The sequence below is a fragment of the Steroidobacteraceae bacterium genome (assembly GCA_041395505.1).
Taxonomy (GTDB): domain Bacteria; phylum Pseudomonadota; class Gammaproteobacteria; order Steroidobacterales; family Steroidobacteraceae; genus JAWLAG01.
Window position 1 is genome coordinate 1,725,550 of sequence record JAWLAG010000001.1, and the last position, 25,608, is coordinate 1,751,157.

Annotated in this window: 27 protein-coding genes and 1 tRNA gene; 20 read left to right on the forward strand and 8 right to left on the reverse strand. The window is 62.8% G+C overall.

The window, feature by feature from the left end; all coding sequences use genetic code 11:
* Positions 1-2: 2 nt before the first annotated feature.
* On the reverse strand, positions 3-926 hold the full coding sequence (locus R3E77_07865) for an ABC transporter ATP-binding protein (protein ID MEZ5499331.1): 924 nt from the start codon (positions 924-926) through the stop codon (positions 3-5).
* A 113-nt stretch (positions 927-1,039) separates the two neighbouring features.
* On the opposite strand from R3E77_07865, the gene R3E77_07870 reads away from it, so the two are divergent.
* Complete coding sequence (locus R3E77_07870) at positions 1,040-1,753, forward strand: cytochrome b/b6 domain-containing protein (GenBank protein MEZ5499332.1); 714 nt, start codon at positions 1,040-1,042, stop codon at positions 1,751-1,753.
* Positions 1,754-1,793: 40 nt separating this feature from the next.
* Here the strand turns inward: R3E77_07870 and R3E77_07875 are convergent, their stop codons facing one another.
* Together R3E77_07875 and R3E77_07880 are read right to left on the reverse strand one after the other, a co-directional pair.
* Positions 1,794-2,267: a cytochrome c gene (locus tag R3E77_07875; protein ID MEZ5499333.1), complete on the reverse strand. Its 474-nt coding sequence runs from the start codon at positions 2,265-2,267 to the stop codon at positions 1,794-1,796.
* A gap of 66 nt (positions 2,268-2,333) precedes the next feature.
* Complete coding sequence (locus R3E77_07880; GenBank protein ID MEZ5499334.1) at positions 2,334-3,542, reverse strand: PLP-dependent aspartate aminotransferase family protein; 1,209 nt, start codon at positions 3,540-3,542, stop codon at positions 2,334-2,336.
* Positions 3,543-3,586: 44 nt separating this feature from the next.
* Between R3E77_07880 and R3E77_07885 the strand changes: the two genes are divergently transcribed.
* On the forward strand, positions 3,587-4,327 hold the full coding sequence (locus tag R3E77_07885; GenBank protein MEZ5499335.1) for a dienelactone hydrolase family protein: 741 nt from the start codon (positions 3,587-3,589) through the stop codon (positions 4,325-4,327).
* 10 nt (positions 4,328-4,337) lie between these two features.
* On the opposite strand, the gene R3E77_07890 is transcribed toward R3E77_07885, so the two are convergent.
* Complete coding sequence (locus tag R3E77_07890; GenBank protein ID MEZ5499336.1) at positions 4,338-5,249, reverse strand: peptidylprolyl isomerase; 912 nt, start codon at positions 5,247-5,249, stop codon at positions 4,338-4,340.
* A gap of 120 nt (positions 5,250-5,369) precedes the next feature.
* On the opposite strand from R3E77_07890, the gene R3E77_07895 reads away from it, so the two are divergent.
* A complete protein-coding gene (locus tag R3E77_07895; GenBank protein MEZ5499337.1) occupies positions 5,370-6,149 on the forward strand; it encodes a methyltransferase domain-containing protein in 780 nt (259 codons plus the stop codon).
* Between the two features lie 48 nt (positions 6,150-6,197).
* On the forward strand, positions 6,198-7,205 hold the full coding sequence (locus tag R3E77_07900; GenBank protein ID MEZ5499338.1) for a zinc-dependent alcohol dehydrogenase family protein: 1,008 nt from the start codon (positions 6,198-6,200) through the stop codon (positions 7,203-7,205).
* A gap of 25 nt (positions 7,206-7,230) precedes the next feature.
* On the opposite strand, the gene R3E77_07905 is transcribed toward R3E77_07900, so the two are convergent.
* The 3 genes from R3E77_07905 to R3E77_07915 all read right to left on the reverse strand — a co-directional run bounded on the left by R3E77_07905 (position 7,231) and on the right by R3E77_07915 (position 8,791).
* The gene (locus R3E77_07905) at positions 7,231-7,902 is read right to left on the reverse strand and encodes a DUF6498-containing protein (protein ID MEZ5499339.1); all 672 of its coding nucleotides are present in this window, start codon (positions 7,900-7,902) and stop codon (positions 7,231-7,233) included.
* Complete coding sequence (locus R3E77_07910; GenBank protein ID MEZ5499340.1) at positions 7,899-8,570, reverse strand: hypothetical protein; 672 nt, start codon at positions 8,568-8,570, stop codon at positions 7,899-7,901. The genes R3E77_07905 and R3E77_07910 overlap by 4 nt, the downstream gene beginning before the upstream one ends.
* 145 nt (positions 8,571-8,715) lie before the next feature.
* A tRNA-Glu gene (locus R3E77_07915) sits at positions 8,716-8,791 on the reverse strand.
* 99 nt (positions 8,792-8,890) lie between these two features.
* On the opposite strand from R3E77_07915, the gene pcnB reads away from it, so the two are divergent.
* From pcnB to panC, 5 genes are read left to right on the forward strand one after another with little or no spacing between them, the layout of a single operon-like run.
* Entirely contained in the window at positions 8,891-10,339 is a 1,449-nt protein-coding gene (gene pcnB, locus R3E77_07920; GenBank protein ID MEZ5499341.1) for a polynucleotide adenylyltransferase PcnB, read from the forward strand.
* Between the two features lie 7 nt (positions 10,340-10,346).
* Positions 10,347-10,838 (forward strand): 2-amino-4-hydroxy-6-hydroxymethyldihydropteridine diphosphokinase, encoded by a 492-nt coding sequence (folK, locus tag R3E77_07925; protein MEZ5499342.1) that lies wholly within the window; start codon positions 10,347-10,349, stop codon positions 10,836-10,838.
* Positions 10,831-11,526, forward strand: a complete 696-nt coding sequence (locus R3E77_07930; GenBank protein ID MEZ5499343.1) for a deoxynucleoside kinase — start codon at positions 10,831-10,833, stop codon at positions 11,524-11,526. Before folK ends, R3E77_07930 begins: the two co-directional genes overlap by 8 nt.
* A 9-nt stretch (positions 11,527-11,535) precedes the next feature.
* Positions 11,536-12,363, forward strand: a complete 828-nt coding sequence (gene panB, locus R3E77_07935) for a 3-methyl-2-oxobutanoate hydroxymethyltransferase (GenBank protein ID MEZ5499344.1) — start codon at positions 11,536-11,538, stop codon at positions 12,361-12,363.
* Complete coding sequence (panC, locus tag R3E77_07940) at positions 12,360-13,220, forward strand: pantoate--beta-alanine ligase (protein MEZ5499345.1); 861 nt, start codon at positions 12,360-12,362, stop codon at positions 13,218-13,220. The genes panB and panC overlap by 4 nt, the downstream gene beginning before the upstream one ends.
* Here the strand turns inward: panC and queG are convergent.
* On the reverse strand, positions 13,217-14,290 hold the full coding sequence (gene queG, locus R3E77_07945) for a tRNA epoxyqueuosine(34) reductase QueG (protein MEZ5499346.1): 1,074 nt from the start codon (positions 14,288-14,290) through the stop codon (positions 13,217-13,219). The two genes, panC and queG, sit on opposite strands and share 4 nt — an antisense overlap.
* Before the next feature lie 24 nt (positions 14,291-14,314).
* On the opposite strand from queG, the gene R3E77_07950 reads away from it, so the two are divergent.
* The 11 genes from R3E77_07950 (at position 14,315) to R3E77_08000 (ending at position 25,604) form a co-directional block, all read left to right on the forward strand.
* Positions 14,315-15,811 (forward strand): NAD(P)H-hydrate dehydratase, encoded by a 1,497-nt coding sequence (locus R3E77_07950; protein MEZ5499347.1) that lies wholly within the window; start codon positions 14,315-14,317, stop codon positions 15,809-15,811.
* Positions 15,808-16,299 (forward strand): tRNA (adenosine(37)-N6)-threonylcarbamoyltransferase complex ATPase subunit type 1 TsaE, encoded by a 492-nt coding sequence (tsaE, locus tag R3E77_07955; protein MEZ5499348.1) that lies wholly within the window; start codon positions 15,808-15,810, stop codon positions 16,297-16,299. Before R3E77_07950 ends, tsaE begins: the two co-directional genes overlap by 4 nt.
* 71 nt (positions 16,300-16,370) lie before the next feature.
* Complete coding sequence (locus R3E77_07960; GenBank protein MEZ5499349.1) at positions 16,371-17,609, forward strand: N-acetylmuramoyl-L-alanine amidase; 1,239 nt, start codon at positions 16,371-16,373, stop codon at positions 17,607-17,609.
* Positions 17,610-17,691: 82 nt separating this feature from the next.
* Positions 17,692-19,440, forward strand: coding sequence for a DNA mismatch repair endonuclease MutL (mutL, locus tag R3E77_07965; GenBank protein MEZ5499350.1), 1,749 nt, complete (start codon positions 17,692-17,694; stop codon positions 19,438-19,440).
* Positions 19,441-19,443: 3 nt separating this feature from the next.
* Positions 19,444-20,391 carry a tRNA (adenosine(37)-N6)-dimethylallyltransferase MiaA gene (gene miaA, locus R3E77_07970; GenBank protein MEZ5499351.1) on the forward strand — a complete coding sequence of 316 codons (948 nt, stop codon included), beginning with the start codon at positions 19,444-19,446 and terminating at the stop codon, positions 20,389-20,391.
* Positions 20,392-20,480: 89 nt separating this feature from the next.
* A complete protein-coding gene (hfq, locus tag R3E77_07975; GenBank protein MEZ5499352.1) occupies positions 20,481-20,732 on the forward strand; it encodes an RNA chaperone Hfq in 252 nt (83 codons plus the stop codon).
* A 12-nt stretch (positions 20,733-20,744) separates the two neighbouring features.
* Positions 20,745-22,088, forward strand: coding sequence for a ribosome rescue GTPase HflX (gene hflX / locus R3E77_07980; GenBank protein ID MEZ5499353.1), 1,344 nt, complete (start codon positions 20,745-20,747; stop codon positions 22,086-22,088).
* A gap of 5 nt (positions 22,089-22,093) precedes the next feature.
* Entirely contained in the window at positions 22,094-23,215 is a 1,122-nt protein-coding gene (hflK, locus tag R3E77_07985) for an FtsH protease activity modulator HflK (protein MEZ5499354.1), read from the forward strand.
* Complete coding sequence (gene hflC / locus R3E77_07990; GenBank protein ID MEZ5499355.1) at positions 23,215-24,090, forward strand: protease modulator HflC; 876 nt, start codon at positions 23,215-23,217, stop codon at positions 24,088-24,090. The genes hflK and hflC overlap by 1 nt, the downstream gene beginning before the upstream one ends.
* A gap of 2 nt (positions 24,091-24,092) precedes the next feature.
* The gene (locus R3E77_07995; GenBank protein ID MEZ5499356.1) at positions 24,093-24,284 is read left to right on the forward strand and encodes a DUF2065 domain-containing protein; all 192 of its coding nucleotides are present in this window, start codon (positions 24,093-24,095) and stop codon (positions 24,282-24,284) included.
* A 27-nt stretch (positions 24,285-24,311) separates the two neighbouring features.
* Positions 24,312-25,604, forward strand: coding sequence for an adenylosuccinate synthase (locus tag R3E77_08000; protein ID MEZ5499357.1), 1,293 nt, complete (start codon positions 24,312-24,314; stop codon positions 25,602-25,604).
* The last annotated feature ends 4 nt before the right edge of the window (positions 25,605-25,608 follow it).

The window sequence follows — 25,608 nt, forward strand, 5'->3', positions numbered from 1 at the left end:
AGTCAGGCGGTGATGCTGCGGAAAACATCGTCGAGACGCCCCTGTTCGAGACGCATGTCCATGACCGCGATGTCGCGCTGGTCCAGTCGCGCCTTCACCGTGGCCGGACCCTGCCCGGCGAAACTTCCGAAGACCGTCAATTGCAGTTTATGGCCGTCAGCATCGCAGCCGCTATAGCCGGGAACCGACTGCAGGGCATCGCGGGCAGCCAGCATCGCGTTGCTGTCCGCGAATCGAACGCTTATCGCGTCGTGATAGCGCGAGCGTCGCGCAAGTGCCGCAGGTGTTTCGTCCGCGACGACGCGGCCCTTGGCAATGATGATGGCGCGCGTGCACACCGCGTCGACTTCTTCGAGAATGTGGGTCGAGATTACGATGATCTTGTCGCGCGCCATGTCGGCTATGAGCCGCCTGACTTCGTGCTTCTGGTTGGGGTCGAGCCCGTCGGTTGGCTCGTCCATGATCAGCACCGGCGGATCGTGCAGTATCGCCTGCGCAATGCCGACGCGCCGGCGAAATCCCTTCGAAAGTGTATCGATGGTTTGACCGAGGACGCCTTGCAGGGCCAGTCGCCCGACTACTTCGTCCATCCTCTGGCGGCGGGTACTACCATGCAGGTCGCGCAGATCGGCGATGAAGCGCAGGAAGCCTTCCACGGTCATTTCGCCATAGCTCGGTGCGCCTTCTGGCAGGTAACCGAGGCAACGGCGGGCAGCGATGGGATCGGCCTCGACATCGTGACCATTGATGCTTGCCGTACCGCTGGTGGGCGGCAGGAACCCGGCGATCATGCGCATGGTCGTGGTTTTGCCGGCGCCATTGGGGCCAAGGAATCCCAGGACTTCGCCGGGTGCGACGCTGAAACTGACGTCATCGACGGCAGTAAGTGAGTCGTAGCGTTTGGTGAGGCGTTCTGCTTTGATCATGGTGCGGGTCTTTGGCCTAGATCGGCAATAATGCGGAAAGTTCCTCGCCAGTGTGGTCAGGGCAGTGCATTTTCGGCAATGCGCAAGCGGGTAATCAAGTCAAAATGAAGGCAATGCGACAGGATACTTCAAGCTCCGGGAGGCTGATATGGGATTTGCCGCTGCGGCTGATGCACGGCTTGCTGATCGTCGGCGTCGCTCTGGCCTGGTTGACGCAGAACCTGTCCGCCGACTATTTCGACTGGCACCGGCGCAGTGGCTACCTGGTTTTGTTCATCGTGATAAGTCGCCTGATCTGGGGATGGTGCGGGCCGCGCTATGCCCGCTTCCGGCAGTTCATCAAAGGTCCGGCCTGGACGTGGGATTATGCGCGGGACCTGCTTCGACCCGGAGCCCGTAGACACTGCGTCGGCCACAATCCCTTGGGCGGGTGGATGGTGCTGTTGATGCTTGCGTTGTTGTTTGTTCAGGCCGTGACGGGCCTCGTCGCGAACGATCAGATCATGAACAGCGGTCCGCTTTTCGGTTATGTATCGGAGGCGTTCAGCAACCGTATGACCAAGGTCCACAAGCTGGTCGTGAATGTACTGCTAGCGGCGATTGCAGTGCACATCGTGGCGGTGCTTTTCTATCTGCTGGTCAAGAAGCAAAATCTCATCGTGCCGATGATCACCGGGCGCAAACCGGTCGCGCAGCTGAAGGAAGGTGCTGGCATCGACCGCTCGATGGTGGCCCGGGCCATTCTCGTCTGGGTGATCGTGGCGCTCATGCTCGCACTGCTCGTGCGTAGTGCGCCGCAGGCTGCACTCGGGGCCTGGGACTACTGATGCCGACCGGGCGGGCGCCGATGCTGGGTCCGGCAGTCGCTCAGTCGGTCTTGAACTTGTTGTGACAGCTCTTGCACACCTTGCCGGTCGCTGCGACGGCAGGTTTTGCGCTCGCCAGGTCGCGTTGACCGGCAACATTCTGCAGCTTCGTCGTTTCTACGCCCAGTTGTTTCATGAGCGCCGCGAACTCCTCGGGCTTGCTCCAGATCTCGGGTTTCGCTTCGGTCCTCGCGCCACGGTCCGAGCCCGCCGGAAATGCCTCCGGAAGCATGGTGGCCAGCATCGCAACCCGCTTGCTCAGGGTTTCGAATCGCTCCGGGTCATATGGCATCTTGCCGTTCACCATCGCCGCCATCTGGCCAAAATTGCTGCCGAGCACGGTATACAGTGACTGCCGGTACTCGATCTGCTGGGCGCTGCGATTCGCTTCTGCGCCGCCGCCGACGATGGGCAGGCAGAGAAGTACTGCGGTCGAGGCCGTGGCGAATACGGTGCGAATTGAGCCGATGGACATCCGAAACTCTCCTGGATTGCAAAGCGGGCGGCTGGGTGGATTCAGGCGCGATTATGCCATGCGCCATCAAAGGCGTGATAACGCTCCTCGGAGGTCGGACAGCAGGTCATCGACATTTTCGAGGCCAACGGAAAGGCGCAGCAAACCGGGCGGCAGCCGTGACTGCGCTCCCTCGACGGTGGCGCGATGTTCGATCAGCGACTCAACGCCACCGAGCGAGGTCGCGCGAATGATCAATTCGAGACCCCCAGCGACGCGTAGCGCCGCTGCGTCGCCATCGGTGACTTCGAACGACAGGAGTGCCCCATACCCGCCCTGCATCTGTTGCCTGGCCAGCGCATGTTGTGGGTGCGATGGCAGTCCCGGATAGCGGACCCGGCGCACTTTCGGCTCGTGCTCCAGTGCGGCCGCGATGATCTGTGCAGATGCACAGCAGCGTTGCAAACGAACGTCGAGCGTGCGCATGCCGCGCACCAACAGCCAGGTTTCGAACGCGCCAAGCACCGCACCCGCTGCGACCCGCTCCACGTGCACCGCATCACACAGTGCATCTCGTTCGCGAAATGCCAGCGCACCGGCAAGCACGTCGGAGTGGCCGTTGAGGAACTTGGTCGCCGAGTGAAGGACAATATCGGCACCGAGTTCCAGCGGCCGGGTAAGGAGCGGTGTAGCCACCGTCGAGTCGATGACCAACTGCGCACCGCTCGAATGCGCAATCCCCGCCGCGGCCGCGATGTCAAGCAACTCCCAGGTCGGATTTGCCGGCGTCTCACCCCATACCAGTGTGGCGCGTCCCGGTCGCAGTGCCGCCTTGAGCGTAGCGAGATCCTCGCAATCGAACCACTGCAGGCCAATGCGGCCCTGCGCCTCGAGCTGTTGCAGACGAGCGCGCACACCGAAATACAGGCGCGATTGCGCGATGACCAGCGTACCCGGCGATAACGCCATGAGTAACGCATTGGCGGCGGCCATTCCGGAGGCGAACAACATGGCGTCCGCCGCGCCTTCGAGTGCCGCAATGACGCGCTCGGCATCCTTGGACAGCGGCAGATCATCGCGTATGTAGATCGCATCGCTGATCGGACGGTAATCGCGATCGCGGCCGTAGGTCGTGGCTGGCTGCAAGGGGGGCAGGACAGCGCCGGTTTGTGCATCGTGTGCGCCGCCGGCCCGGGCCAGCCAGCTCTCCCGGCTCATGCCGTCGATCCGGTCGCCGTTGCTCATGCGCGAACTCTGCGCAGTGTCCGTGCTGTCACGCCGTCTGCCATCGCTCATGGTATCTTTTGTCAAAGCGCAGTCGCAACGTAGTGGAGGGACTCATGGCGAGCAGCCAGATCGTTACCCGGCAAATCGACTATTCGGCCGGCAGCACCAAGCTCAAGGGTATGCTCGCCGTCGATTCGGCAGTCGCGGGCAAGCGTCCCGGTATCGTGGTTTTCGGCGAGTGGTGGGGATTCAACCCCTACCTGCGCCGCCGCGCGCAGGATCTGGCGGCGCTTGGGTATGCAGCACTCGCGGCCGACGTCTATGGCGATGGTGTTGTCGCGGCCGACGCGGAGGAAGCCGGGCGTCGCATGAACGCACTGTTCGCTGATATGAATGCGACTTCGGCGCGTATCCGCGCAGCTGTCGATACTCTTGCGCAACAACCGGAAGTCGATTCGTCCCGGCTTGGCGCGATGGGCTATTGCCTGGGCGGCGCGCTGTCTTTGCATGCCGCGCGCACCGGCTTGCCACTGCGCGGTGTCGCCAGTTTTCATGGATCGCTCGGCAAGACGCACGCGGCCAAAGCGGGCGATGTCAAGGCCAAGGTCCTGGTATGCCACGGCGCCGAGGACAAACTGGTCTCCACCGAGGAGCTGGCTGGGTTCCGGGAAGAAATGAACGCACTGGGCGTCGAGCTGGAATTCCACTCCTACCCGGGGGCGCTGCACGGGTTTACCAACCCGGAAGCGACCGCAAATGGCAAGAAATTCGGCTTGCCGCTGGCCTACGATGCGGCTGCCGACCGGCAGTCCTGGAACGATTCGCAGGCATTCTGGCGGCGGGTGATGGCCTGATACGGGCCACTCAACTGGACGGCCGCACGCGCACGGGCACCGAGACGTTGCAAACGTCGATGTGATTGGCCGGGCGCAGATACCAGGGGTCGCGACGGTTGCGACGCGATTCAACATAGGCATCGAACGCAGCGCTTCGCGTATCAAGCCGTTGCAGCGCAATGCGCTCGTCGGCCAGTACATCGGCTGCAACCCGCGCCCGTTCGATCACGGTCGCCTGTCCAGCATCGGTGTAAAAACCCATGGGCGGTGGACCTCGTGTCAGGGCGGCAAGGACTTCGATGCCTTGAACGACGCGTCCGACGACGGTGATATTGCGGTCGAGTTGTCGAGGTGCCTGGCCGATCACCGCGTAGAGTTCCGTGCCATTGCCCGCATCGGGAGGATTGTCCCGGCCAACGCCTACCGCTCCGTAGCAATGTAACCCCCAGATGCGGCGGTGAGCAAAGTCCACCCCGACCGGGAATCCGTCCAGGAATCCCGTCGCCGGCGCGTAGCCATCGGCATCGGTCAACCTCGATACCGCCATGCCCGCATCAAGTGCAATGTCGAATTCGGCGACCGGATGGGCCTCGGCACCGCCCGGTAGCGCAGTGTCCCTGGACGCGCCCCATTGTGCGACGAAATTGTCCTGGACGCGGCTGACCGTGAGCCCGTCGAAAAACCCTGCGCGCACGAGCGCACGGACGTTCGCACTCGCTGCGGGCGCAAGTGAATCCGCCAATTGCACGATGAACCGTCGCTCGCCAGCCAGGTCGAAATAGATCAGCTGGCCTGGGTCGAGGTCCTGCCAGTCCGCGGCTGTGGTCGCGTCGAGAATCTCGCTGCTGGTCGGTGCGGGCTTGACCGGGCGCGGCGCGGCGACGCAGCCGCAGATCAGCAGCATGGGTAGCAGAACGAGACGCGAATCGAGCTTGCGCATGATCGAGGGCCCGCGACATGACCGGCGAGTCCCCATTGTAGGCCAGCTCGGCCCTGGCGGTGGCGATCGCGCCTGCAATTGGCAATACTTCCTTAACGAGTTCAGCCGGAGTACCGAAAGATGATCACGCGTAAGCTGATTCTGGGCGTCATCGCCGCATTGCCGATGGTGTTCGTCGCGAACCTTGCCTCGGGCGCCGAACCTGATGACTATGATCGTGCGTTGACCGTGGTCGGCCGCGATGCGCAGGACCGTGCGCGCGATGAGCGCGACAAGCCTGCCGAAGTGCTGCGTTTCGCGGGAGTCACACGAGGCATGGTGGTTGCCGATGTGTTCGGTGGCGGTGGCTATTACGCACAATTGCTCGCGACGCTTGTTGGACCTGAAGGACAGGTCCTGCTTATCAACAATGCACCGTACGCGGAATTCGTTGCAGACGATCTGAAGCGCCGCTTCGCCGACGGGCGGTTGAGCGAAGTCGACCGGCGGGTCGTCAAGAACGAGGATCTTACGCTGCCGGCAGGCAAGGTCGATCTGGTCCTGATAGTCATGTCCTACCATGACCTTTACTACAGCGGCGATGGCTGGCCGGCGATCGACGCAGGGCAGTTCCTGGAGCAGATCAAAACCGCGCTCAAGCCTGGCGGCGCATTTGTCATCGTCGACCACGCGGCCCGAGCGGGCAGCGGAAAATCCGATGCGCAGACGCTGCACCGCATCGATGAGGATTTTGCCGTGCGCGATATCGAATCGCATGGCTTCGTGTTGGAAGACCGCTATACCGGACTGCGTAACAATGAGGATGCACGCGACAAGTCGGTCTTCGACCCGTCGATTCGCGGTCACAGCGATCGCTTCGTGCACCGCTACCGCAAGCCCGCAGCCGCGAACAACGAGTAGGCGGTTTCCGGCATACGTTTGGTCGGGTCGGTTCGCTAGGCTCCGCCCATGGTTGCAACCATGCGCGCAATGTGTCTGCATGCGCCGGGCGCTGCGCTCGAGCTCGTAAAGCGACCGCCGCCGACCCCGGCCGCGGGACAGGTGCTGATTGCGGTGCGGGCCTGCGGAGTCTGTCGCACGGATCTACACATCGTCGATGGCGAATTGCCCAATGCGCGGCTGCCGCTCGTTCCCGGCCATGAGATCGTCGGCACGGTTGCCGCGTGCGGACCCGGCGCGACGCGATTTGAGCCCGGCGCGCGAATCGGCGTGCCCTGGTTGGGCGGCAGCTGCGGATCCTGCGATGCCTGCCGGCGAGGGCAGGAAAACCTGTGCACTGCGGCGCGTTTCACGGGCTTTTCGCTCGATGGCGGCTATGCTGACTTCGCAGTCGCTGATGAACGATACTGCCTCCCGATCCCCGGCAATTACACAGACAGCGAGGCGGCGCCGCTCCTTTGTGCGGGCCTGATCGGCTACCGCGCGTATCGTGCCGCCGCCGCGGAACGGACTCTCGGTCTGTATGGGTTTGGCGCGGCCGCACATTTGCTGGCGCAACTGGCATGCGCCCAGGGTCTCAAAGTGTTCGCTTTCACGCGCGATGGCGATCGCCCGGCGCAGCGGCTCGCGCTGCAACTGGGCGCCGAGTGGACGGGGAGCTCAATGCAATCGCCGCCTGTTGCGCTCGACGCAGCGATCATCTTCGCGCCAGTCGGGGCATTGGTGCCGCCCGCGCTTGCGGCCGTGCGGCCCGGCGGTCGAGTCATCTGCGCAGGCATTCACATGAGTGATATCCCGAGTTTCCCTTACGACCTGCTCTGGCACGAGAAGCAGCTGCAGTCGGTTGCGAACCTGACTCGTGCCGACGGCGAGGCATTCATGCGCCTTGCAGGGCAGATTACGTTGCGTCCGAGCCTGACTGAATTACCGCTCGAGCAGGCCAACAGCGCCCTCGATGACATGCGCGCCGGTCGTTTGACCGGAGCGGCGGTGTTGAGAACAGGAAACGCTGCCTGACCTCAAGGAGCCGCCGGTTGAATCATCAGGCCCCTTGGCGATAGATTCGATACTTGCGCCACTCGAAGTACAAATCACTGCCAGTCTTCAGAAGTATCATGGCCAGTAGACCGCCAATGGCCGATACACCTTTTTCAATGACAAGGTAAGCCATTCCCAAAACCGCCAGCTGTACGATCCAGATACGCAAGTGCAACTCGCGCACTGCCAGGTTGGCAAGGTCCGGCCGCAATGCACCGGCGCGCAGGTAACCGGTTGCAAACCCGTATAGATGACAAACCAGCACTGTTGCAACGACAAATTGCCAGGCACGCTGGTGGCCCAACTCCAATAGCGTCGCAAATGGACCGTTGAAGTGGCTCCGATCGGCAAGCAGCGCCATGATGCCAAAAAGGTGGCCGAGCAGGGCGATGCCAATACCGTAGAAATAAATCGCCCCGCGGACTAGCCCAAGGATCAATCCTTCTTTTGCCACCAGCAGCATCAGTACGATTACGACCAATTTTGCAAGACCATCCAACCATAGCGCCATGGCCACGTCGAAGCTGCGCCAGCCCAGCTGCAGCAACCCGAAAACCGGAATGGCGCTGGTGATCAGGATTGCAACGAGTCCGATTGCAGCTGCGCCGTTGCGCATTGCGTCGTGATCGGCAGGCAAACGGCTTGCGGAGGCGTTGGCGAGCGGCGGCATGCTCATCCGGGATTAACCAGAAGCAGAAGCAGCATGAACGCCACGGCGCCGGCGGTCGCAATTGCCACCAGACTCAACATTAATTGCGCGAAGTGCAGTACCCTGCCACGGTCATTGCGAATCAACCCGATGGGAGCGTAGAAAAAGGCGAAGGCGCCGGCAAAGAATGCAATGATTGCCAATCCGACGATCGACCAGCCGCCGGAGCTGAGCACGCCTCGAGTCCCAAGAATAGCGTTGCGTCCCGCGCCTGGATCCAGATTCGGGTAGAGCTTGGCAAATACAGCCCACAACGACAGGGTGGACGTGCCGAGGAGCAGCGCAAGGATGCTGTTGAAGGTCTTGCCGCGAAAGCTGGAACCGACCAACCAGTTTTCTTCCCGGCTCAAGAGAATTGCCATGGCACAGGCGCAAATCAGCAAGACGGCGGCGCAGAGAATGGGGGCCGGCACCGGTCCCCCGTAGGCGGACTTGATGATGAACGGTACGGTCAACCCGGCCACGGTAACTCCGATGGTGAGCAACGCGATGGACCGACGCGGAGGATGGCGGGCGGCTTGATAAATTGCGTAGGTCGCAGTGATCGTGCCGAACCCGCCGCCGTAGACGATCAAAGCGACCGAGTGCAATCCGTCTGGCAGGGCCAGCACGATCGTGCTGATCGCCAGCGCCAACACGAGCGCTGCACCGAATACGATGCGCATCAGAGCCATCCGGGAATGATAGGTTTCGCTATGCGACAGGTTCTGGGCCTACGTCGCAAGAATCGGCCAAGCCCGGCCAGGGCGGGCGCCATATCTTTGAAATTGCGGTGAAAATTGGCGCTCCCTACGGGATTCGAACCCGTGTTACCGCCTTGAGAGGGCGATGTCCTAGGCCTCTAGACGAAGGGAGCCAGGGCGGATGACCCATGCAGAAGCAGGCTATTATATGCGCACCGGTCAAATGCCGATAGGCGCCCTGTCCGCCGGGACAGCGGCGGATACTCCAGAAATTGAGCCCAAGCAACACCTCTGACGAGGTTACTTCAAGTCTTGCCCGCGTTGTCCCGCGTGACTCGCACAGCGTGTCGCGGGCACAGATTTCCGCCAATGCGCTGCGGGTTCTGTATCGACTGAAGGATTCCGGCTTCCAGGCCTTCCTCGTGGGCGGCTGCGTCCGCGACTTGCTGATTGGCATCGAGCCCAAGGACTTCGATATCGCCACCAACGCCTTGCCCGAGGAGGTCAGGAAGCTATTTCGCAATTGTCGTCTGGTTGGCCGACGCTTTCGGCTGGCGCATGTGTTCTTTGGCCGCGAGATCATCGAAGTCGCCACATTTCGGGCCGCCAGCGCACCGCCACCGGGTACGGAGGGTGCATCGTTTGATCCCGATGCCGATGCCGATGCCGGTAGCGACGTCGACGCCGACGGCGACGAGGGCGGCGACGAGGACGGCGAGCGAGTCGTCGATCACAGCGGTCGCATACTGGCCGACAATATTTACGGCAGCATCGATGAAGATGTCTGGCGTCGCGACTTCACGGCGAACGCGCTCTACTACAACATCCGCGATTTCTCGATCTGGGACTACGTCGCGGGACTCGAAGACATTGCGGCGCGACGGCTGCGGCTCATAGGCGATGCCGAGACGCGCTATCGGGAGGATCCGGTGCGCATGCTGCGTGCCGCCCGATTTGAAGCCAAGCTGGGTTTCACGCTCGACGCCGCGTCGGCGGAACCGATCGAAAGCTTGCGCGAACTGCTGGCAGGCGTGCCGCCGGCACGGCTGTTCGATGAAACACTCAAGCTCTTCCTGTCGGGGCATGCGCTCGCGAGTCTCGCTAGCCTGCGTCGCCACGGACTCCTGCGGGCACTGTTGCCCCCGGTTGCCGAATTCCTCGACACGCACCCGACTGGGCCGGTTGCGCAGTTGCTCGAACTCGGTCTTGGCGATACGGACGCGCGCCTCGCTGAGGGCCGGTCCGCCGGCCCCGCCTTCCTCTTCGCCATATTGATGTATGGGCCCATCGTTAAACGTATCGAGGAGTCACCGGCGGAGCAGTGGCACGATAGTGCGACAATTGCCGCGTGTTGCGATGACGCCTTGCGTGAACTTCATGGCCGCGTGGCGTTACCCCGGCGCTATGCATTCGCGGTGCGCGAAATGTTCACCTACCAGCCGCGCCTTGAAGCTCCTCGGGGCCGGCGTGCATTGCGTTTACTCGAGCAGCCGCGGTTTCGAGCGGCTTTCGATTTGCTGCAGTTGCGCGCCCGCTCGGGCGCCGGATCGCGCGATGCAGCAGCGTGGTGGCAAAGACTGCAGAATTCGGCGCCGGACGAGCAGCAGGCGATGAGCGACGCATTGGCCGCCGCGAATCCGAACCGAGCAGCCCCGGCTGGCGCCACACGGCGTCGACGCGGCGGCCGGCGCCGCGCGGGTCGCGCTCGCACCCCGGGTTGATCGTCGCGTGGCTTGCTGGCGCCCAGCCTACGTCGCGCTCGGGAGCAATCTGGACGGTCCGCGCTATCAGGTCGGTAAAGCGCTCGAACGTCTGGCACGACTCCCTGACAGTCAGCTGGTGTGCTATTCCGCTCTCTACTCGAGCGCGCCATTCGGACCGGTCGAGCAACCGCGATTCGTGAATGCGGTGGCAGCGTTGCTGACCATGACCGGCAGTCGCGAGTTGCTCAGTCACCTGAAGGACCTGGAGCTGGCGCTTGGCCGTGATCCCGCCGGTCAGCGCTGGGGGCCACGGCGCATCGACCTCGATTTGCTGCAACTAGGCGTTGAATGTGCGAACGACGATCAATTACAGCTGCCGCACCCCGGGATAGTGCAGCGCAATTTCGTTCTGTATCCTTGGGCGGAAATTGCTCCCGAGCTATGGGTGCCCGGCGTCGGGCGGGTTGCTGACCTTGCTCGTGCAATTTCCCCGGCAGGACTGACTCGCCTTGACTGAACGAAATATCGAACAGCGCAACACGGCAGCTGCACAGCCGCTGAGCGGCAAGCGTTACATCGTCGTCGAAGGGCCTATCGGCGTCGGCAAGACCAGCCTCGCCTGCAAGCTCGCCGAGAGCCTCGGCGCCGATCTGGTGCTCGAGCAGGCGGCGCGCAACCCCTTCCTCGAGCGCTTCTACCGCAATCCACGCGCGGGCGCGCTGCCGGCGCAGTTGCATTTCCTGTTTCAGCGCGCCCAGCAGCTGGCGGCGCTCAACCAGCAAGACATGTTTGCGCCGCTGCGAGTCGCCGATTACCTGTTCGACAAGGATCGCCTGTTCGCGAACGTCACGCTCGATACAGAAGAATATGCACTCTATGAGCAGATCTACGCCAAACTTTCGATAGAGGCGCCACGGCCCGACCTGGTTGTTTACCTGCAGGCGCCGATCGATGTATTGCTTGAGCGCATAGGCAAGCGCCGGATTCCCTATGAGCAGATGATCGACCGCGGCTACCTCGAACGGCTGAATGGCGCATACGCGCGATTCTTCCACGAGTACGACGGCGCGCCGTTATTGATCGTCAATGCGGCACATATCGACCCGCTGGGCAACGATCAGGACTTTCGCGAATTGCTCGGCGCCATGGGGCGTATGCAAAAGGGCCGGCTCTATTACAATCCGCTGAAAGCCCGTACGATCTAGGGTCGAACCATGTATACGCAACTCAAAATGCGCGACTCGGCGCGGCCGCCGGTCTCGCTCAGCACGCTCGACAAGATGAAGGCCGAGGGCGAGAAGATTGCCAGCCTGACCTGCTACGACGCGAGCTTCGCCGTGCTGGTCGACGAAGCCGATGCCGACGTCGTGCTGGTCGGCGATTCGCTCGGCATGGTCATACAAGGCCACGATACGACAGTGCCCGTTACCATGGATGACATCTGCTATCACTGTCGTGCCGTCAAGCGCGGGCTGCAACGCCCACTGCTCATGGCGGATCTGCCATTCATGAGTTACCCGTCGCGGGACGAAGCGCTGCGTAATTCGGTGCGACTGATGCAGGAAGGCGGTGCCCAGGTTGTCAAACTCGAAAGCGGCGCAGGCCAGGTCGAAATCGTCGAGCATCTGGCGAGCCACGACATTGCGGTGTGCGCACATCTGGGCCTCAAACCCCAGTCGGTGCACAAGACCGGCGGCTTCCGCGTGCAGGGGCGCAAGGAAGATGACGCCGAGCGCATGTTGCGCAACGCCAAGGCGCTGGAAACGGCAGGCGCGGATATTATTCTCCTCGAGTGCATACCGGCGCCGCTCGGGGCATTGCTCACCCGCGAGCTCACCGTGCCGGTCATCGGCATCGGGGCGGGACCTGATACCGATGGCCAGATCCTCGTTCTCTACGATGTCCTCGACATTACGACCGGGCGCAAGCCGCGGTTCGTACAGAACTTCATGACGGAGGCAAGCGACAATCTCGACGCGCTGAAGCGCTATGTCGCGGCCGTTAAGGATCGCAGCTACCCGGCCGCGGAGCATTGTTTTTGAGTACCCCAGCGCTTGACGTGGCGCGCCACGTCGCGGAAGTTCGCGATGCGGTTGGCAGGTGGCGCAGCGAAGGGCATCGCATCGCATTCGTGCCGACCATGGGCAATCTGCACGCCGGGCATCGCAGTCTGCTCGAACTCGCGGCGCGTCTCGGCGATCGATTCGTTGCGAGTATTTTCGTCAATCCCATGCAATTCGGACCGAACGAGGATTTTGCCCACTATCCGCGCACGCCCGATGCCGATGCGTCAATGCTTGCCGAGGCTGGCTGTGACCTGATGTTCATTCCGGATGTCGCCGAGATGTATCCAAACGGACCGGAAAATGCGACGCGAATCGAAGTGCCGGAGTTGTCCGGCATCCTCTGTGGCGAATTCCGGCCCGGACACTTTCAGGGTGTCGCAACGGTCGTGGCCAAACTTTTCAATATCGTGGATCCGGACACCGCGATCTTTGGCATGAAGGACTACCAGCAGCTTACGGTCATCCGGCGCATGGTTGCCGATCTTTGCATGCCAGTGCAGATCGTCGGCGCGCCCACTGTGCGTGAGAGCGACGGGCTCGCGATGAGCTCGCGCAACCAGTATCTGACGGCAGATGAACGTGCGCTCGCGCCGGGCATTCACCATGAACTGCAACGCGCTGCCGCTCGGCTGTTGCGCGGCGACAGCATCGACCAGGTGCAGAGTGATGGCGCGGCGGCCCTTGCGGACCACGGTTTCTCGGTCGAGTATTTTGCGGTCCGGCGCGCGCTCGATCTGATGCCGGCCAGCGCAAGCGATCATGAGCTCGCAGTGCTCACTGCGGCGCGCCTTGGCAAGGCGCGCCTTATCGACAATGTCGAGGTAAGGCGCTAGCTCTCCTGTCGCTCGAGCGCCCATTGCAGATGCTCGCGCACCATGGGCGAAGCGCCGTCGAGGCTCGAGCGCAGCGCGCGGATGATGTCGTCCGATGGCGGCGCATTGCCGAGTGCGACAGCAATGTTTCGCTGCCACCGCTGGTACCCCAGCCGATAGATCGCCGTACCTCGCATCAATCGATCGAACTTCTCGGCTGACCAGCCGAGCAATTCGATCAGCCGTGGCCGATCGAGGCCGTGGCGCACCTTGATGTCAGGATGGGTTGCGGCGCGGGCGAACTTGTTCCATGGGCAGACCAGCTGGCAGTCGTCGCAACCGTAGATTCGGTTGCCGATCAGCGGTCGTAGTTCGACCGGAATGCTGCCCTTCAGCTCAATGGTGAGGTAGGAGATGCAGCGCCGCGCATCGAGCTGATAGGGCGCGACGATGGCTGCCGTGGGGCAGGCCGGCAGACAGGCCGAGCAGCTGCCGCAATGTGCGCTTGCGCGTGCATCGATCGGCAGCGGCAGCGTGGTGAAGATTTCGCCGAGAAAAAACCACGACCCGGCCGTCGTGTTGATGAGGTTGGTGTGCTTGCCGATGAAACCGAGTCCGGCGTTGCGCGCCAGGGCCTTCTCGAGCACAGGGGCGCTGTCGACGAAGACCCGGTGCCCTTGCGCTCCGGCAAGCTCATCGATATGACGTGCGAGCCGGGTCAATGCCCGGCGCAACACCTTGTGGTAGTCGCGACCCAGGGCATAGCGGGACACGTAGCCACGGGTCGGATCCTCGAGCAGTTCGATGGGATCCGCCGCAGTCTGCGGCCAATAGTCCATCCGGGCGCTTATTACGCGCAGCGTGCCCGGGACCAGTTCCGCGGGCCGGCTGCGTCGGCTGCCATGCCGTTGCATATAGCCGAGTTCGCCGTGGTAGCCGCTGTCCAGCCAGTCTCGCAGTCGCGCTTCGTCTTCCCCCAGATCGATCCCAGCGACTCCGATGGCCTGGAATCCGAGTTCCTGCGCACGCTGCGCAATGGCACTGCGCAGCTCGAGCATTGCGGGGTGATCGGTCGCGGCAACTTGTTTCATCGCCATCAGTATAATCAGCCGGCCATGTTGCCCGCCGCCGTCTACAGTACCCAGCAGGTGCGCCAGATCGATCAATTCGCCATCCATGAACTGGGTATAGAAGGCTACGAATTGATGGCGCGGGCCGCAGACGCGGCATTGCGGCAACTGCGCCAGCGCTGGCCCCTGGCGCGCCGAATCGCCATCGTCTGCGGCTCCGGCAACAATGGCGGCGACGGTTATGTCCTTGGGCGCCTTGCACAATCGCAAGGCTTGGTGGTTGATGTGTGTGCGGCTGTCGATCCTGCGCGACTCGCCGGCGACGCCGCGCGTGCCTGTGCCGATTTCACGGCTGCTGCCGGTCATGTCGTCGCGTTCGATGCAGGCGTGCTGCGTCGCGCGCACGTCGTTGTCGATGGTTTCCTCGGTACCGGGCTCGCGGACGAGTTGCGCGCCGATGCCAAGGCGTGTATCGCGGCGATCAATGCGAGTCGCAGGCCGGTGTTGTCGCTCGATCTGCCCTCCGGCCTGGACGGTGACAGCGGCCGGGATCACGGTGCCGCGGTGCTCGCCGACTGCACGGTGACTTTCGTTGCGCTCAAGGCGGGGTTGTTCCTCGGCGACGGCCCACAGTTCACGGGTGATCTCGCGCTCGCATCGCTCGGCATCGATGTGCCCGACCGACCGCAGTTTCATCCCATTTTGCGTCGTGTCGTTGCTCGAGATCTCTCACAGCGTTTGCAGCCGCGGCCACGCCGCGCGCACAAAGGGCAGTCGGGGCGGGCGCTGATCGTCGGCGGCGGGCCGGGTATGCCAGGCGCCGCGCGGCTCGCCGGGGAGGCTGCGCTTCGCTGCGGCGCGGGTCTCGTGGTCGTTGCCGCCGCGCCCGAGAGCACTGCGGCGATCGCAGCGGGCAGCCCGGAGCTCATTTGTCGCGCGACTTCGGACCCCGGGCAACTGCGTGATTTGATCGATGCGGCCGACGTGATTGGCGTCGGCCCCGGACTCGGCCAAAGCGCATGGTCACGGGCACTGCTCGATGAGGTACTCGCAAGCGACAAGCCCCTGGTGGTCGACGCCGATGCCTTGAATTTGATCGCAAGCTCGGGCGCCCGCAGGCGCGAGCGCTGGATATTGACACCTCATCCAGGCGAGGCTGCGCGCTTGCTCGATGTGACTGCGGCGCAAATCGAAGCAGACCGCGTTGCGGCCGTCCGCGAATTGCACGCGCGATACGGTGGAGTGATCGCACTGAAAGGCGCAGGTACGCTCATCGCTGAGGCCGGCGAAGTCATGCACATTTGCGATCTGGGCAATCCCGGTATGGCGACAGCTGGTATGGGCGATGTGCTGACAGGCGCAATTGCGGGCCTGCTGGCCCAGCTCAAGGAGTGCGGATGGGCTGCCCGACTTGGCGTGTATGCGCATGCGGCAGCGGGTGATCTTGCCGCAGGTGATCGGCCGCGCGGCTTGATGGCGAGCGACTTGCTGCTGCCGCTGCGACAAGTCGTCAACCCACTCGAGGGTGTGCGCCCATCGTGAAGCGGGAATGCCGCGTCCTGTGCGGCGAGGCCGCGACGCTGCAACTTGGCCGACAGCTGGCTGCGAGCTTTCGCGCGCAGCCAGGGCGCGCCGTCTATGTTCACCTGGAAGGCGAACTGGGCGCGGGCAAGACCACGCTGGTCAGGGGGATGCTGGAGCAGTTCGGCTATCTCGGACCGGTCCGCAGCCCGACATTCACGCTGCTCGAGACCTATGGCTTGGCCTCGTTGCAGATCGTGCACATGGATCTGTACCGTCTGCAGGGTACAAATGCCATGGAAGGCCTGGGTCTCGCGGACCATGACCAGGCGAACAGCCTGTGGCTGATCGAATGGGCCAGACGCTACGCCGCTGAGTTGCCTACGGCGGACCTCATGATCGAACTTGAGTACCTGGGGTCGGGCCGACGTGCTTGGCTTGCTGCCCTGAGTGACTGCGGGCAGTCCTGGCTTCGAAGACTTCCTGAGGTAAGCTCTGTAGGTTGTTAATTTTAATTGATATTTATTTTTGCGCAGGGTAGATTAGGTCAACTTTCTTTCGAGCGCTGCCGCGAGCTGACATGTTGCGTACCCTTGCAAGTCTGACAGTTGCGTTGGGTTGCCTGATGGTGTTGCCTGCACGGGCCGGCTCGCTCGTTCAGGCAATACGCGTGGAAGAACAAGGGAACGGCACGGTGATCCGCCTGGCCCTGACTGCCGCGACGCGATATCACATCATCCGGCTGGACAATCCTGATCGGCTGGTCGTCGATCTTGACGACGCGCAGTTGTCGCGAGCGGTGGTGATGCCGCGGACAGGCCGCGCGATCCTGGCGGTACGCACGGGCCGCCGCAGCAAGACGACGCAACGGATCGTTTTCGACCTCGGTGGCCCCGCCCGCGTGCGCGAGGAAATGCGCGACCTTGCATCAGGAGGAGTCGAGCTGGCGCTCGCTCTGAATGGCGCCATTGCCACGCCGCAAAACTCTCCCGCGCCAACCGCCGCGCCTGGCCCGCAACCAGCGCCGCGCCTCGTTGCCGTCAAGGCCGCGCACCAGCCGGCCGCATTCAGTCGCGACATCATCGTGGCGGTTGACGCCGGACATGGCGGCAAGGATCCGGGTGCCATTGGCCCAAGTGGCGTGCGCGAGAAGGACGTCGTCCTGGCAATTGCTCGCGAGCTCGTTGCCAGGATCAACCGCGAGCCCGGCATGCGCGCCATGCTGACGCGCGATAGCGACAAGTACATCTCGCACCGCGAGCGCATGCGCCGCGCGCGGCAGGCGCGGGCTGATCTTTTCATCTCCGTGCATGCGGACTCGATCCGCAACAGCGCGGTGTCGGGCTCGTCTGTTTATGTGCTCTCTGAGCGCGGGGCCACCGATGAGGCTGCGCGCTGGCTCGCAGAGCGGGAAAATGCCGCGGACCTCAAGGGCGGAGTCAGCCTGGATGACAAGGACGACATGCTCGCGCAGGTCCTGCTCGACCTTTCGCAGACTGCGAGCATCTCGCAGAGCATGACCGCGGCCAATCATGTCCTGGAATCGCTCGGTGACGTTGGAGAAGTTCGCAAACGGCACGTACAGCAAGCAGGATTCCTGGTGCTGAAGTCTCCCGACATGCCGTCGTTACTGGTCGAGACCGCGTACATATCCAACCGTGGTGATGAACGGCGCCTGCGGGACAATGGCCACCAGAAGCGCCTAGCCGAAGCGCTCTTTACGGGGCTGCAGAATTTCTTCATCGCCAATCCCCCGGACGGTACACAGCTCGCACGCAACGCGGGCACGGTGGCGGCGGCTACGTCCGGCACGCTCTAGGCAAGCTCTCTCCAGGCGCGACGATCCGTTAGACTTGCAGCGCCGGCCGCAGCCCGCATCGCGGCCCCCAGCGTTTGATCCAATGCGCCTGCCCATCAAAGTACTGCCCGAAGTGCTCGTCAATCAAATCGCTGCCGGCGAGGTCATCGAGCGCCCAGCCGCAGTGGTTCGGGAGCTCGTTGACAACAGTCTCGATGCCGGCGCGACGCGCATCGAGATTGACGTCGAGCGTGGCGGCGTGCAGTTGATACGGGTCCGCGACAACGGCGAAGGCATTGCGGCGGACGATCTAGTCAAGGCGGTTGCGCGCCACGCGACCAGCAAGATCGCCAGCCAGGACGATTTGGCTGCGGTGAGCAGCCTCGGCTTTCGCGGCGAAGCCCTGCCGTCCATTGCATCGGTCGCGCGCCTGCAGATCGTGTCGCGGGCCGCGGGCGAGTCGCAGGCATCGCAATTGTCCGTGACTGCGGGCGAGATCGGCACGCAGGGACCGGCGGCACGCGAACAGGGCACGACGGTCGAAGTGCGCGACCTGTTCTTCGCGGTGCCTGCCCGCCGCAAATTTCTGCGTAGCGAGCGTACGGAACTCGCCCATATCGTCGACCTGGTCGAACGCGCGGCGCTATCGCGCTTCAATGTGTCGTTTCGACTGCGTTGCAATGGTCGCGATCTGCTGGATTTCCCGGCGGCCGGCAGCCTGGCCGAGCAGACCACGCGTTTTGGTTCGATACTCGAGCCACAGTTCGCCGCCGACTCCATCCCGGTTGCCGCCCGCTCGGGGCCCGTCGAGCTCGCAGGCTGGATCGCGCAACCAACGGCATCCCGGGCCCGTGCCGATCGTCAATACTGGTTCGTCAATGGCCGTTCGGTGCACGATCGCCTGCTTGCAAGTGCGGTGCGGGTCGCTTATCGCGACGTGCTCTACCACGGTCGCCATCCAGCCTATCTGTTGTATTTGTCCATTGACCCGGAGCTCGTCGACGTGAATGTGCATCCGGCCAAACAGGAGATCCGCTTTCGCGACAGCTCACAGGTGCATGCCTTCGTTCGTCACGCAATCGAGGACGCGCTTGCACGAGGTTCGACGGCGGCGTCGGCAACCATCGGATCGGGAGCGTCCGCAAGATTGCCGGATGAATCCTCCCCGCCACAACTACCGCTGGCGGTGGCAAGGGCGGACGATGGCGAAATGATCGTCACGCGACCTGCCGCGGGCGGGCAATCCGCGCCGATGGTGCGGGAGGCCGCCGGCGCTTACTTTGGTCGTGTGCTCGGCCAGGTTCACGGTATTTATGTTCTTGCCGAGACCGCTCGGGGCCTCGCATTGATCGACATGCACGCAGCTCACGAACGCGTGCTCTACGAGCGTTTGAAGGCGAACGTCGGCGGATTGGCGGCCAGCCAACGACTGCTCGAACCGCTGACCATCTCGCTGACGACCAGGGAAATGCAGCAAGCACTGCACAATCTGCCGGCCTGTGCAGCGGCTGGCTTCGATATCACGCAGATTTCCGAGCAGGCGCTGCTGCTGCGTGCCGTGCCGGCGCTGTTGCGTGACGCATCAGCCGCGGTGCTGTTGCGCGAGGCGCTGCTGGTGGAGGAACGATCCGAGGCAGGTCACCATCTTGGCGGCGGCGCCGAAAGAGTCTTGGCCGAGATTGCATGCCGTGCCGCGGTCAAGGCCAACCGGCGCCTTGCAACCGATGAGATGACGGCTCTGTTGCGCGACATGGAGCACACTGTGCGCATCGATCAGTGCAATCACGGGCGACCCACCTGGGTGGAATTCCCGCTCGCTGAAATAGATCGCTGGTTCCTGCGCGGTCGCTGACTCATGCCTCGCGATGCCGCCGCGGTATATCCGCTCGTCGTCATTACCGGGCCGACGGGTATTGGCAAGTCGGCGTTGGCGGCCCAATTGGCGCGTCAGTACCCGGTCGAGATCATCAGTGCTGATTCGGCGCAGATCTATCGCGGCATGGATATCGGTACAGCGAAGCCCGGCAAGGCCGAAAGACAGGCGATTCGATACCATTTGCTCGACATTCGTGATCCGGCCGAGTCGTACTCAGCCGGGGAATTCAGGCGCGATGCCCTGGCGCTCATTGCGCAGATCCGCGCGCGCGGCAACCTGCCACTTTGCGTTGGCGGCACGCTCCTCTATCTGCGCGCTTTGCTGAGGGGCATCGCCAGGCTGCCACAGGCGTCTGCGCAACTTCGCAGGCAATTGGATGCACGTGCGGCGCAAGACGGTTGGCCTGCGCTGCACAAGGAGCTCGCTGCGATCGACCCCGACACCGCCGCGAGGGTGCATGAAAACGACGCGCAGCGCATCCAGCGCGCGCTGGAGGTGCACCAGTTGACAGGCTCGACGATGAGTGTGTTGCAGCGGGATGCCATGAGTGAATCCGTGCCGGGTGACCGGCTGTGCTATGCACTGTGGCCCTCATCACGCGAGTTTCTGCACCGCCAGATCGCGTCGCGACTTGGCGACATGTATGACCGCGGCTTCGTCGCTGAAGTCGAGTCGTTGCACGCGCGTGGTGACCTGACCGACCGCACGCCGGCGGTGCGAGCTGTGGGATATCGTCAAATCTGGGCCCAACTGGCCGGCAAGCTGGAAGCATCTGCGGCCCGCAATGCCGCGCTTGCCGCAAGCCGTCAATTGGCGAAGCGCCAGATGACGTGGCTGCGTCGCGAGCCCGAATTTCGGCGCCTGCTGGTGCCGGACGAGGACGCGGCGACCAGGGTTGCGAACGACGTCAAGGCTTTGCTTGCCTGACGTGGCTGTGACTGCGCCGGCATGCTAGGATTGCCTTCGGCAAATTCGGTCGCCAAAGTGCCATTATTTGAATAATAAGGAGAATCCTGATGGCCAAAGGCCAGTCATTGCAGGATCCATTTCTCAATCAACTTCGCAAGGAACGCGTTCCGGTTTCGATCTATCTGGTCAACGGCATCAAGCTGCAAGGCCAGATCGACTCATTCGACCAGTTCGTCGTTCTGCTGAAGAACAGCGTCAGTCAGATGGTCTACAAGCATGCAATTTCGACCGTCGTGCCGGCACGCAATGTGCGCATCGGTTCCGAAGACACCGACGGAGACGATTCGTCATCGGGATGAGGTTCGTCTCGCGTGTTTGACCGCCCGGCGAGTGGCGAACGCGCGGTGCTCGTGCAACTGGGCATCGGTGCTCCCGTCGAATCCGACGCGCTCGAGGAATTTCGCTCACTCGCACATGCCGCCGGGGTGCAGATTGTCGCTGTCGTAACCGGCCGGCGCGATCGCCCGGATCCCCGATTTTTCGCCGGCAGCGGCAAGGCCGCAGAAGTGGCAGCCATCGCGCGCGCCGAACAGGCCGAAGTCGTGCTTTTCAATCACGCACTTTCTGCGGGGCAGGAACGCAATCTCGAGAAGCTCATCGGATTGCGTGTACTCGACCGCAATGCGTTGATACTCGATATCTTTGCGCAGCGAGCCCGCAGTCATGACGGCAAGCTCGAGGTCGAACTGGCGCAGCTCCGTCACCTCGCCAGCCGACTGGTGCGCGGATGGACTCACCTGGAGCGCCAGAAGGGCGGCATCGGCTTGCGCGGTCCGGGCGAGACCCAGCTCGAAACCGACCGTCGCCTGTTGGCGAGGCGCGTGCGGGTGCTCGGCGAACGGCTCGAACGAATCAAGCGCCAGCGGGATACCGGGCGCGCGCAGCGGGCCAGGATACCCGTGCCCTCTGTTGCGTTGGTCGGTTACACCAATGCCGGCAAGTCGACATTGTTCCGTGCTCTCAGCGGCGCAGACACATATGTCGCGGACCAGTTGTTTGCCACTCTCGACCCGCTCGTGCGCCGCATTCGATTGCCGGGGGGCACTGAAGTCGTCATCGCCGATACGGTGGGCTTCGTACGGGACCTTCCACACGAATTGGTCGCGGCTTTCCGTTCGACGTTGACCGAGGCGCGCGAAGCATCATTGCTGCTGCACGTCGTCGATGCCAGCGATCCGCATCGCGACGTGCGCATCGCGCAGGTCAATCTGGTCCTCGAGGAAATCGGTGCTGGTGCGATCGAGCAGCTGCTCGTGTACAACAAGATCGATCGGCTCGGCCGCGAACCATTCGTCGAGTCGCGCGGCCTCGACTCATCGCCCGCTGTGTGGCTGAGTGCGGCCACTGGCCAGGGGATCGACCTGTTGCGGGAACAGATTGCCGAGCGCCTGGGGGCTGGTGTGCGTCATGTTCGGCTGCGACTCGCGGCCTCTCACGGCGCATTGCATGCCCGGCTGTACCGCCAGGGTTCCGTTATGGCCGAACGCCTGGATGACGATGGCGGGTGGCAGCTGGATGTCGCGTTGCCAAGGGCAGAGCTGTTGAGCCTGCAGGATACGCCCGGCGTGACACTCGAGGCGCTACTCGATCAAGCTCAATCTTGTGCCCCGCACGACGGGTTTTTACAATCCCGGACCGCATCTGTGGCATCTTAGTAATCATGGCTTGGAATCAACCCAACAACTCCCAGGATCCCTGGGGAAAACGCCGGAATTCAGCTGGCCCACAGGGTTTCGACAAGGCCCTGCGCGACTGGCAGAAGCGGTTGGAAGCACTTTTTGGCCAGGGCGGCCGGGGCGGAGGCAGCGAAGGACAGGGCCAGGGTCCCGTGCCGTCGATCGGACTGCCTCTCCTGATCGGCTTGCTGCTCTGGCTTGGGACGGGTTTCTATCAGGTCGAACCCGCGGAGCGCGGTGTCATTACCCGTTTTGGCCGTTATGTGGAAACGCGGCCGCCCGGACTTGGCTGGCACTTGCCCTGGCCGATGGAGAAGGTCACCAAGGTCAATATCCAGAACGTCAATAGCGTCGAGTACGAGTCCCGCGTGCTGACAGCGGACATCAATCTCGTCGATATGCGACTCGCGGTCCAGTACCGCTTGAGCGACCCGGTCAAGGTGCTGTTTCGTGTGCGCGATCCGGAATCAACATTGCGCTCGGTCAGCGAGAGTGCGATTCGCGAAGTCGTCGGACGCAGCGAGCTGAATGCCATCCTGGTCTCGAATCGCCAGGCCGCGACCGACATGACCCGCGATCTGATCCAGAGCACTCTGGATCGTTACGAGACCGGCATAACAGTGCAGACCGTCAACCTGACCGACGTGCAGGTGCCCGAAGCCGTCATTCCCTCACAGCGCGATGCCAACAAGGCGCTGGCGGACAAGGAGCGGTATGTGAAAGAAGCGGAGGCCTACGCGAGTGGCATAATTCCAGTAGCGGAGGGTAATGCGGCACGCCAGCTGCAGGACGCGGAAGCCTACAAAGCGCGCGTAACGGCAATAGCCGAGGGTGAGGCCTCGCGCTTCAGCCAGTTGTTGACAGCCTACAAGCGCGCCCCCGGGGTCACCCGCGATCGGTTGTACATCGAGGCTGTCGAGGCTGTGTTCGAGCGCGCAAGGAAAGTCATCATAGATTCCAAGGGTAGCGGCAACATGCTCTACCTCCCGCTCGACAAGATTCTCGAAAAGCAGGCGCGGGCCCCTGCGTCGGCCACTGCGTCCCAGGGCGAGTCCGGCGCAACGGAGACCGTTACCGTTGACGGCCGGCAGCGGGGAGAACGCTGATGGCTTCGCGTGCAACCACGGCGGTTATTTTGCTGGTAGCCGTTCTTCTGATCGGTTCGAGCTGTGTATTCACGATAGGGCAGGCCGAGCATGCAATTCGCGTGCAGTTTGGCGATATCGTCGAGCAGTACGATACGCCGGGGCTCAAATTCAAATGGCCGGCGCCGATCGACAGGGTGCGCAAGTTCGAGCGGCGCATTCTCACCCAGAGCTACAACAGCGAGACTTTTCTAACCAATGAGAACCGGGCCCTGATCGTCGATTTCTATGTCAATTGGCGCATCAAGGATCCGTCGCGATATTTCGAGTCGACGACAGGCGATGAAGAGGTTGCAAGTCAGCGCCTTGCGGACATTGTCAAGGATGGCATCAAGAATGTCGTCGCGCAGAGGACATTGCCGGAAATCGTCACTTCGGAGCGAGCGGCCGTGACCGGCGACATGTTCGGCCGCGCGAGCAAGAGCGCCGACAAGTTCGGCATCGAGTTGATCGACGTGCGCGTACAGAGAATCGATCTGCCGGATGACGTTGCGGCACGTGTTTACGAGAGCATGAAGCAGGGCTTTGACAGGCTCGCCAAGCAATTGCGGGGCGAGGGCGAAAAGGAATCGCAGCGTATCAAGGCGGAGGCCGACCGGCATCGTACTGAAATCCTCTCGGCGGCGAATCGGGACGCGCTGAATATTCGCGGCAGCGCCGATGCGCAGGCAACCGAAATTTATGCTGCTGCTTTCAATCGCGATCCGGAGTTCTATGCCTTCTACCGCAGTTTGCAGGCGTATCAGAAGTCGCTCGGCAAGGATGAGGATGTACTCGTGGTTACGCCCGATGGCGAGTTCTTCAAGTACCTGAAATCCTCCGCCAGTCGACGCTGACCATGTTGGCATGGTCGGATTTGCTGACAGCCGTTGCGCTATTCCTCGTCATTGAGGGAGTAGCCCCATTTGTCAATCCGGGTGGGCTCAAGAGGGCCCTGGCACAGCTACAATTGCTCGGCGATTCCGAGCTGCGTGTCGCTGGTTTGGTCAGCATGCTGCTCGGCGTCGCATTGCTCATCGTCGTTCGCTGACCAGCAGAAATTTCAGGATCAAGTCGCTTGGGTAAATTCGCGGTTGTCATCGGCACGCAGTGGGGCGATGAAGGCAAAGGCAAGGTCGTTGACCTGCTGACTGATCGCGCCGAAGCGGTGGTGCGTTTCCAGGGAGGACACAACGCCGGCCATACGCTGGTTATTGCCGGACAGAAGACCATCCTGTCGTTGATTCCCTCGGGAATCCTGCACGAAGGCGTGCGCTGTTATATCGGCAACGGCGTGGTGTTGTCGCTCGAGGCGCTTCTGGGCGAGGCCGATCGCCTGCTGGCGGCAGGCGTTCCGGTGCCCGACAGGCTGAGAATCTCGCCAGCCTGCCCGCTGATACTGCCATCGCACGTCGCACTCGATCGCGCACGCGAGGCCGCCCGCGGTGCGCAGGCTATTGGTACGACCGGCCGCGGCATAGGCCCGAGCTATGAAGACAAGGTCGCGCGCCGCGCATTGCGCGTTGCGGACTTGTTCGAGCCTGCCCGATTTGCCGACAAACTGGCGGGCCTGCTCGACTACCACAACTTCCTGCTGCAACGCTGCTACGGCCTCGAGGCGAGCGAGATCGAGGCGACGCTGGCGAGCCAGCTGCGCCACGCCGAGCGTGTCCTGCCACTCGTGGTAGATGTTCCGGCCGAGCTTGACGCATTGCGACGACGCTCTGCAAATGTGCTCTTCGAAGGCGCGCAGGGCGCGATGCTCGATGTTGACCACGGAACCTATCCATACGTTACTTCGTCGAACACGACCGCTGGTTTCGCCGCGACAGGCTCCGGAATTGGCCCGGCCTGCCTCGACAGCGTCCTGGGTATCGTCAAGGCCTACGCCACGCGCGTTGGCGCGGGCCCGTTTCCGACGGAGCTGTTCGACGACGTCGGGGCGCACTTGTCGCGCGCTGGTGCGGAATTCGGTTCAGTAACAGGCCGGGCACGGCGCTGTGGGTGGTTCGATGCCGTGGCACTTCGCCGCGCCGCCATTCACTCGTCGATCAGCGATCTGGCTATCACCAAGCTCGACGTTCTCGATCAGGTGCATCCGCTGCGCATCTGTGTTGCCTATCAGTTGCGCGGTGAGCGACTGGAGCATCCACCATTGGTACCTGCGGACTTCGCTGCGGTCGAGCCGGTCTACGAGGAGATGCCCGGTTGGCGCGAGTCGACGGTTGGCATCACGGAATTCTCTGCGTTACCACGCAATGCGCAGCGCTACCTCGAGCGATTGTCGGAATTGATCGGGGCGCCACTGGCACTGGTGTCGACGGGGCCCGATCGCATGCAGACGATCGAGCTACGCAAGCTGTTCGGGTGAACGT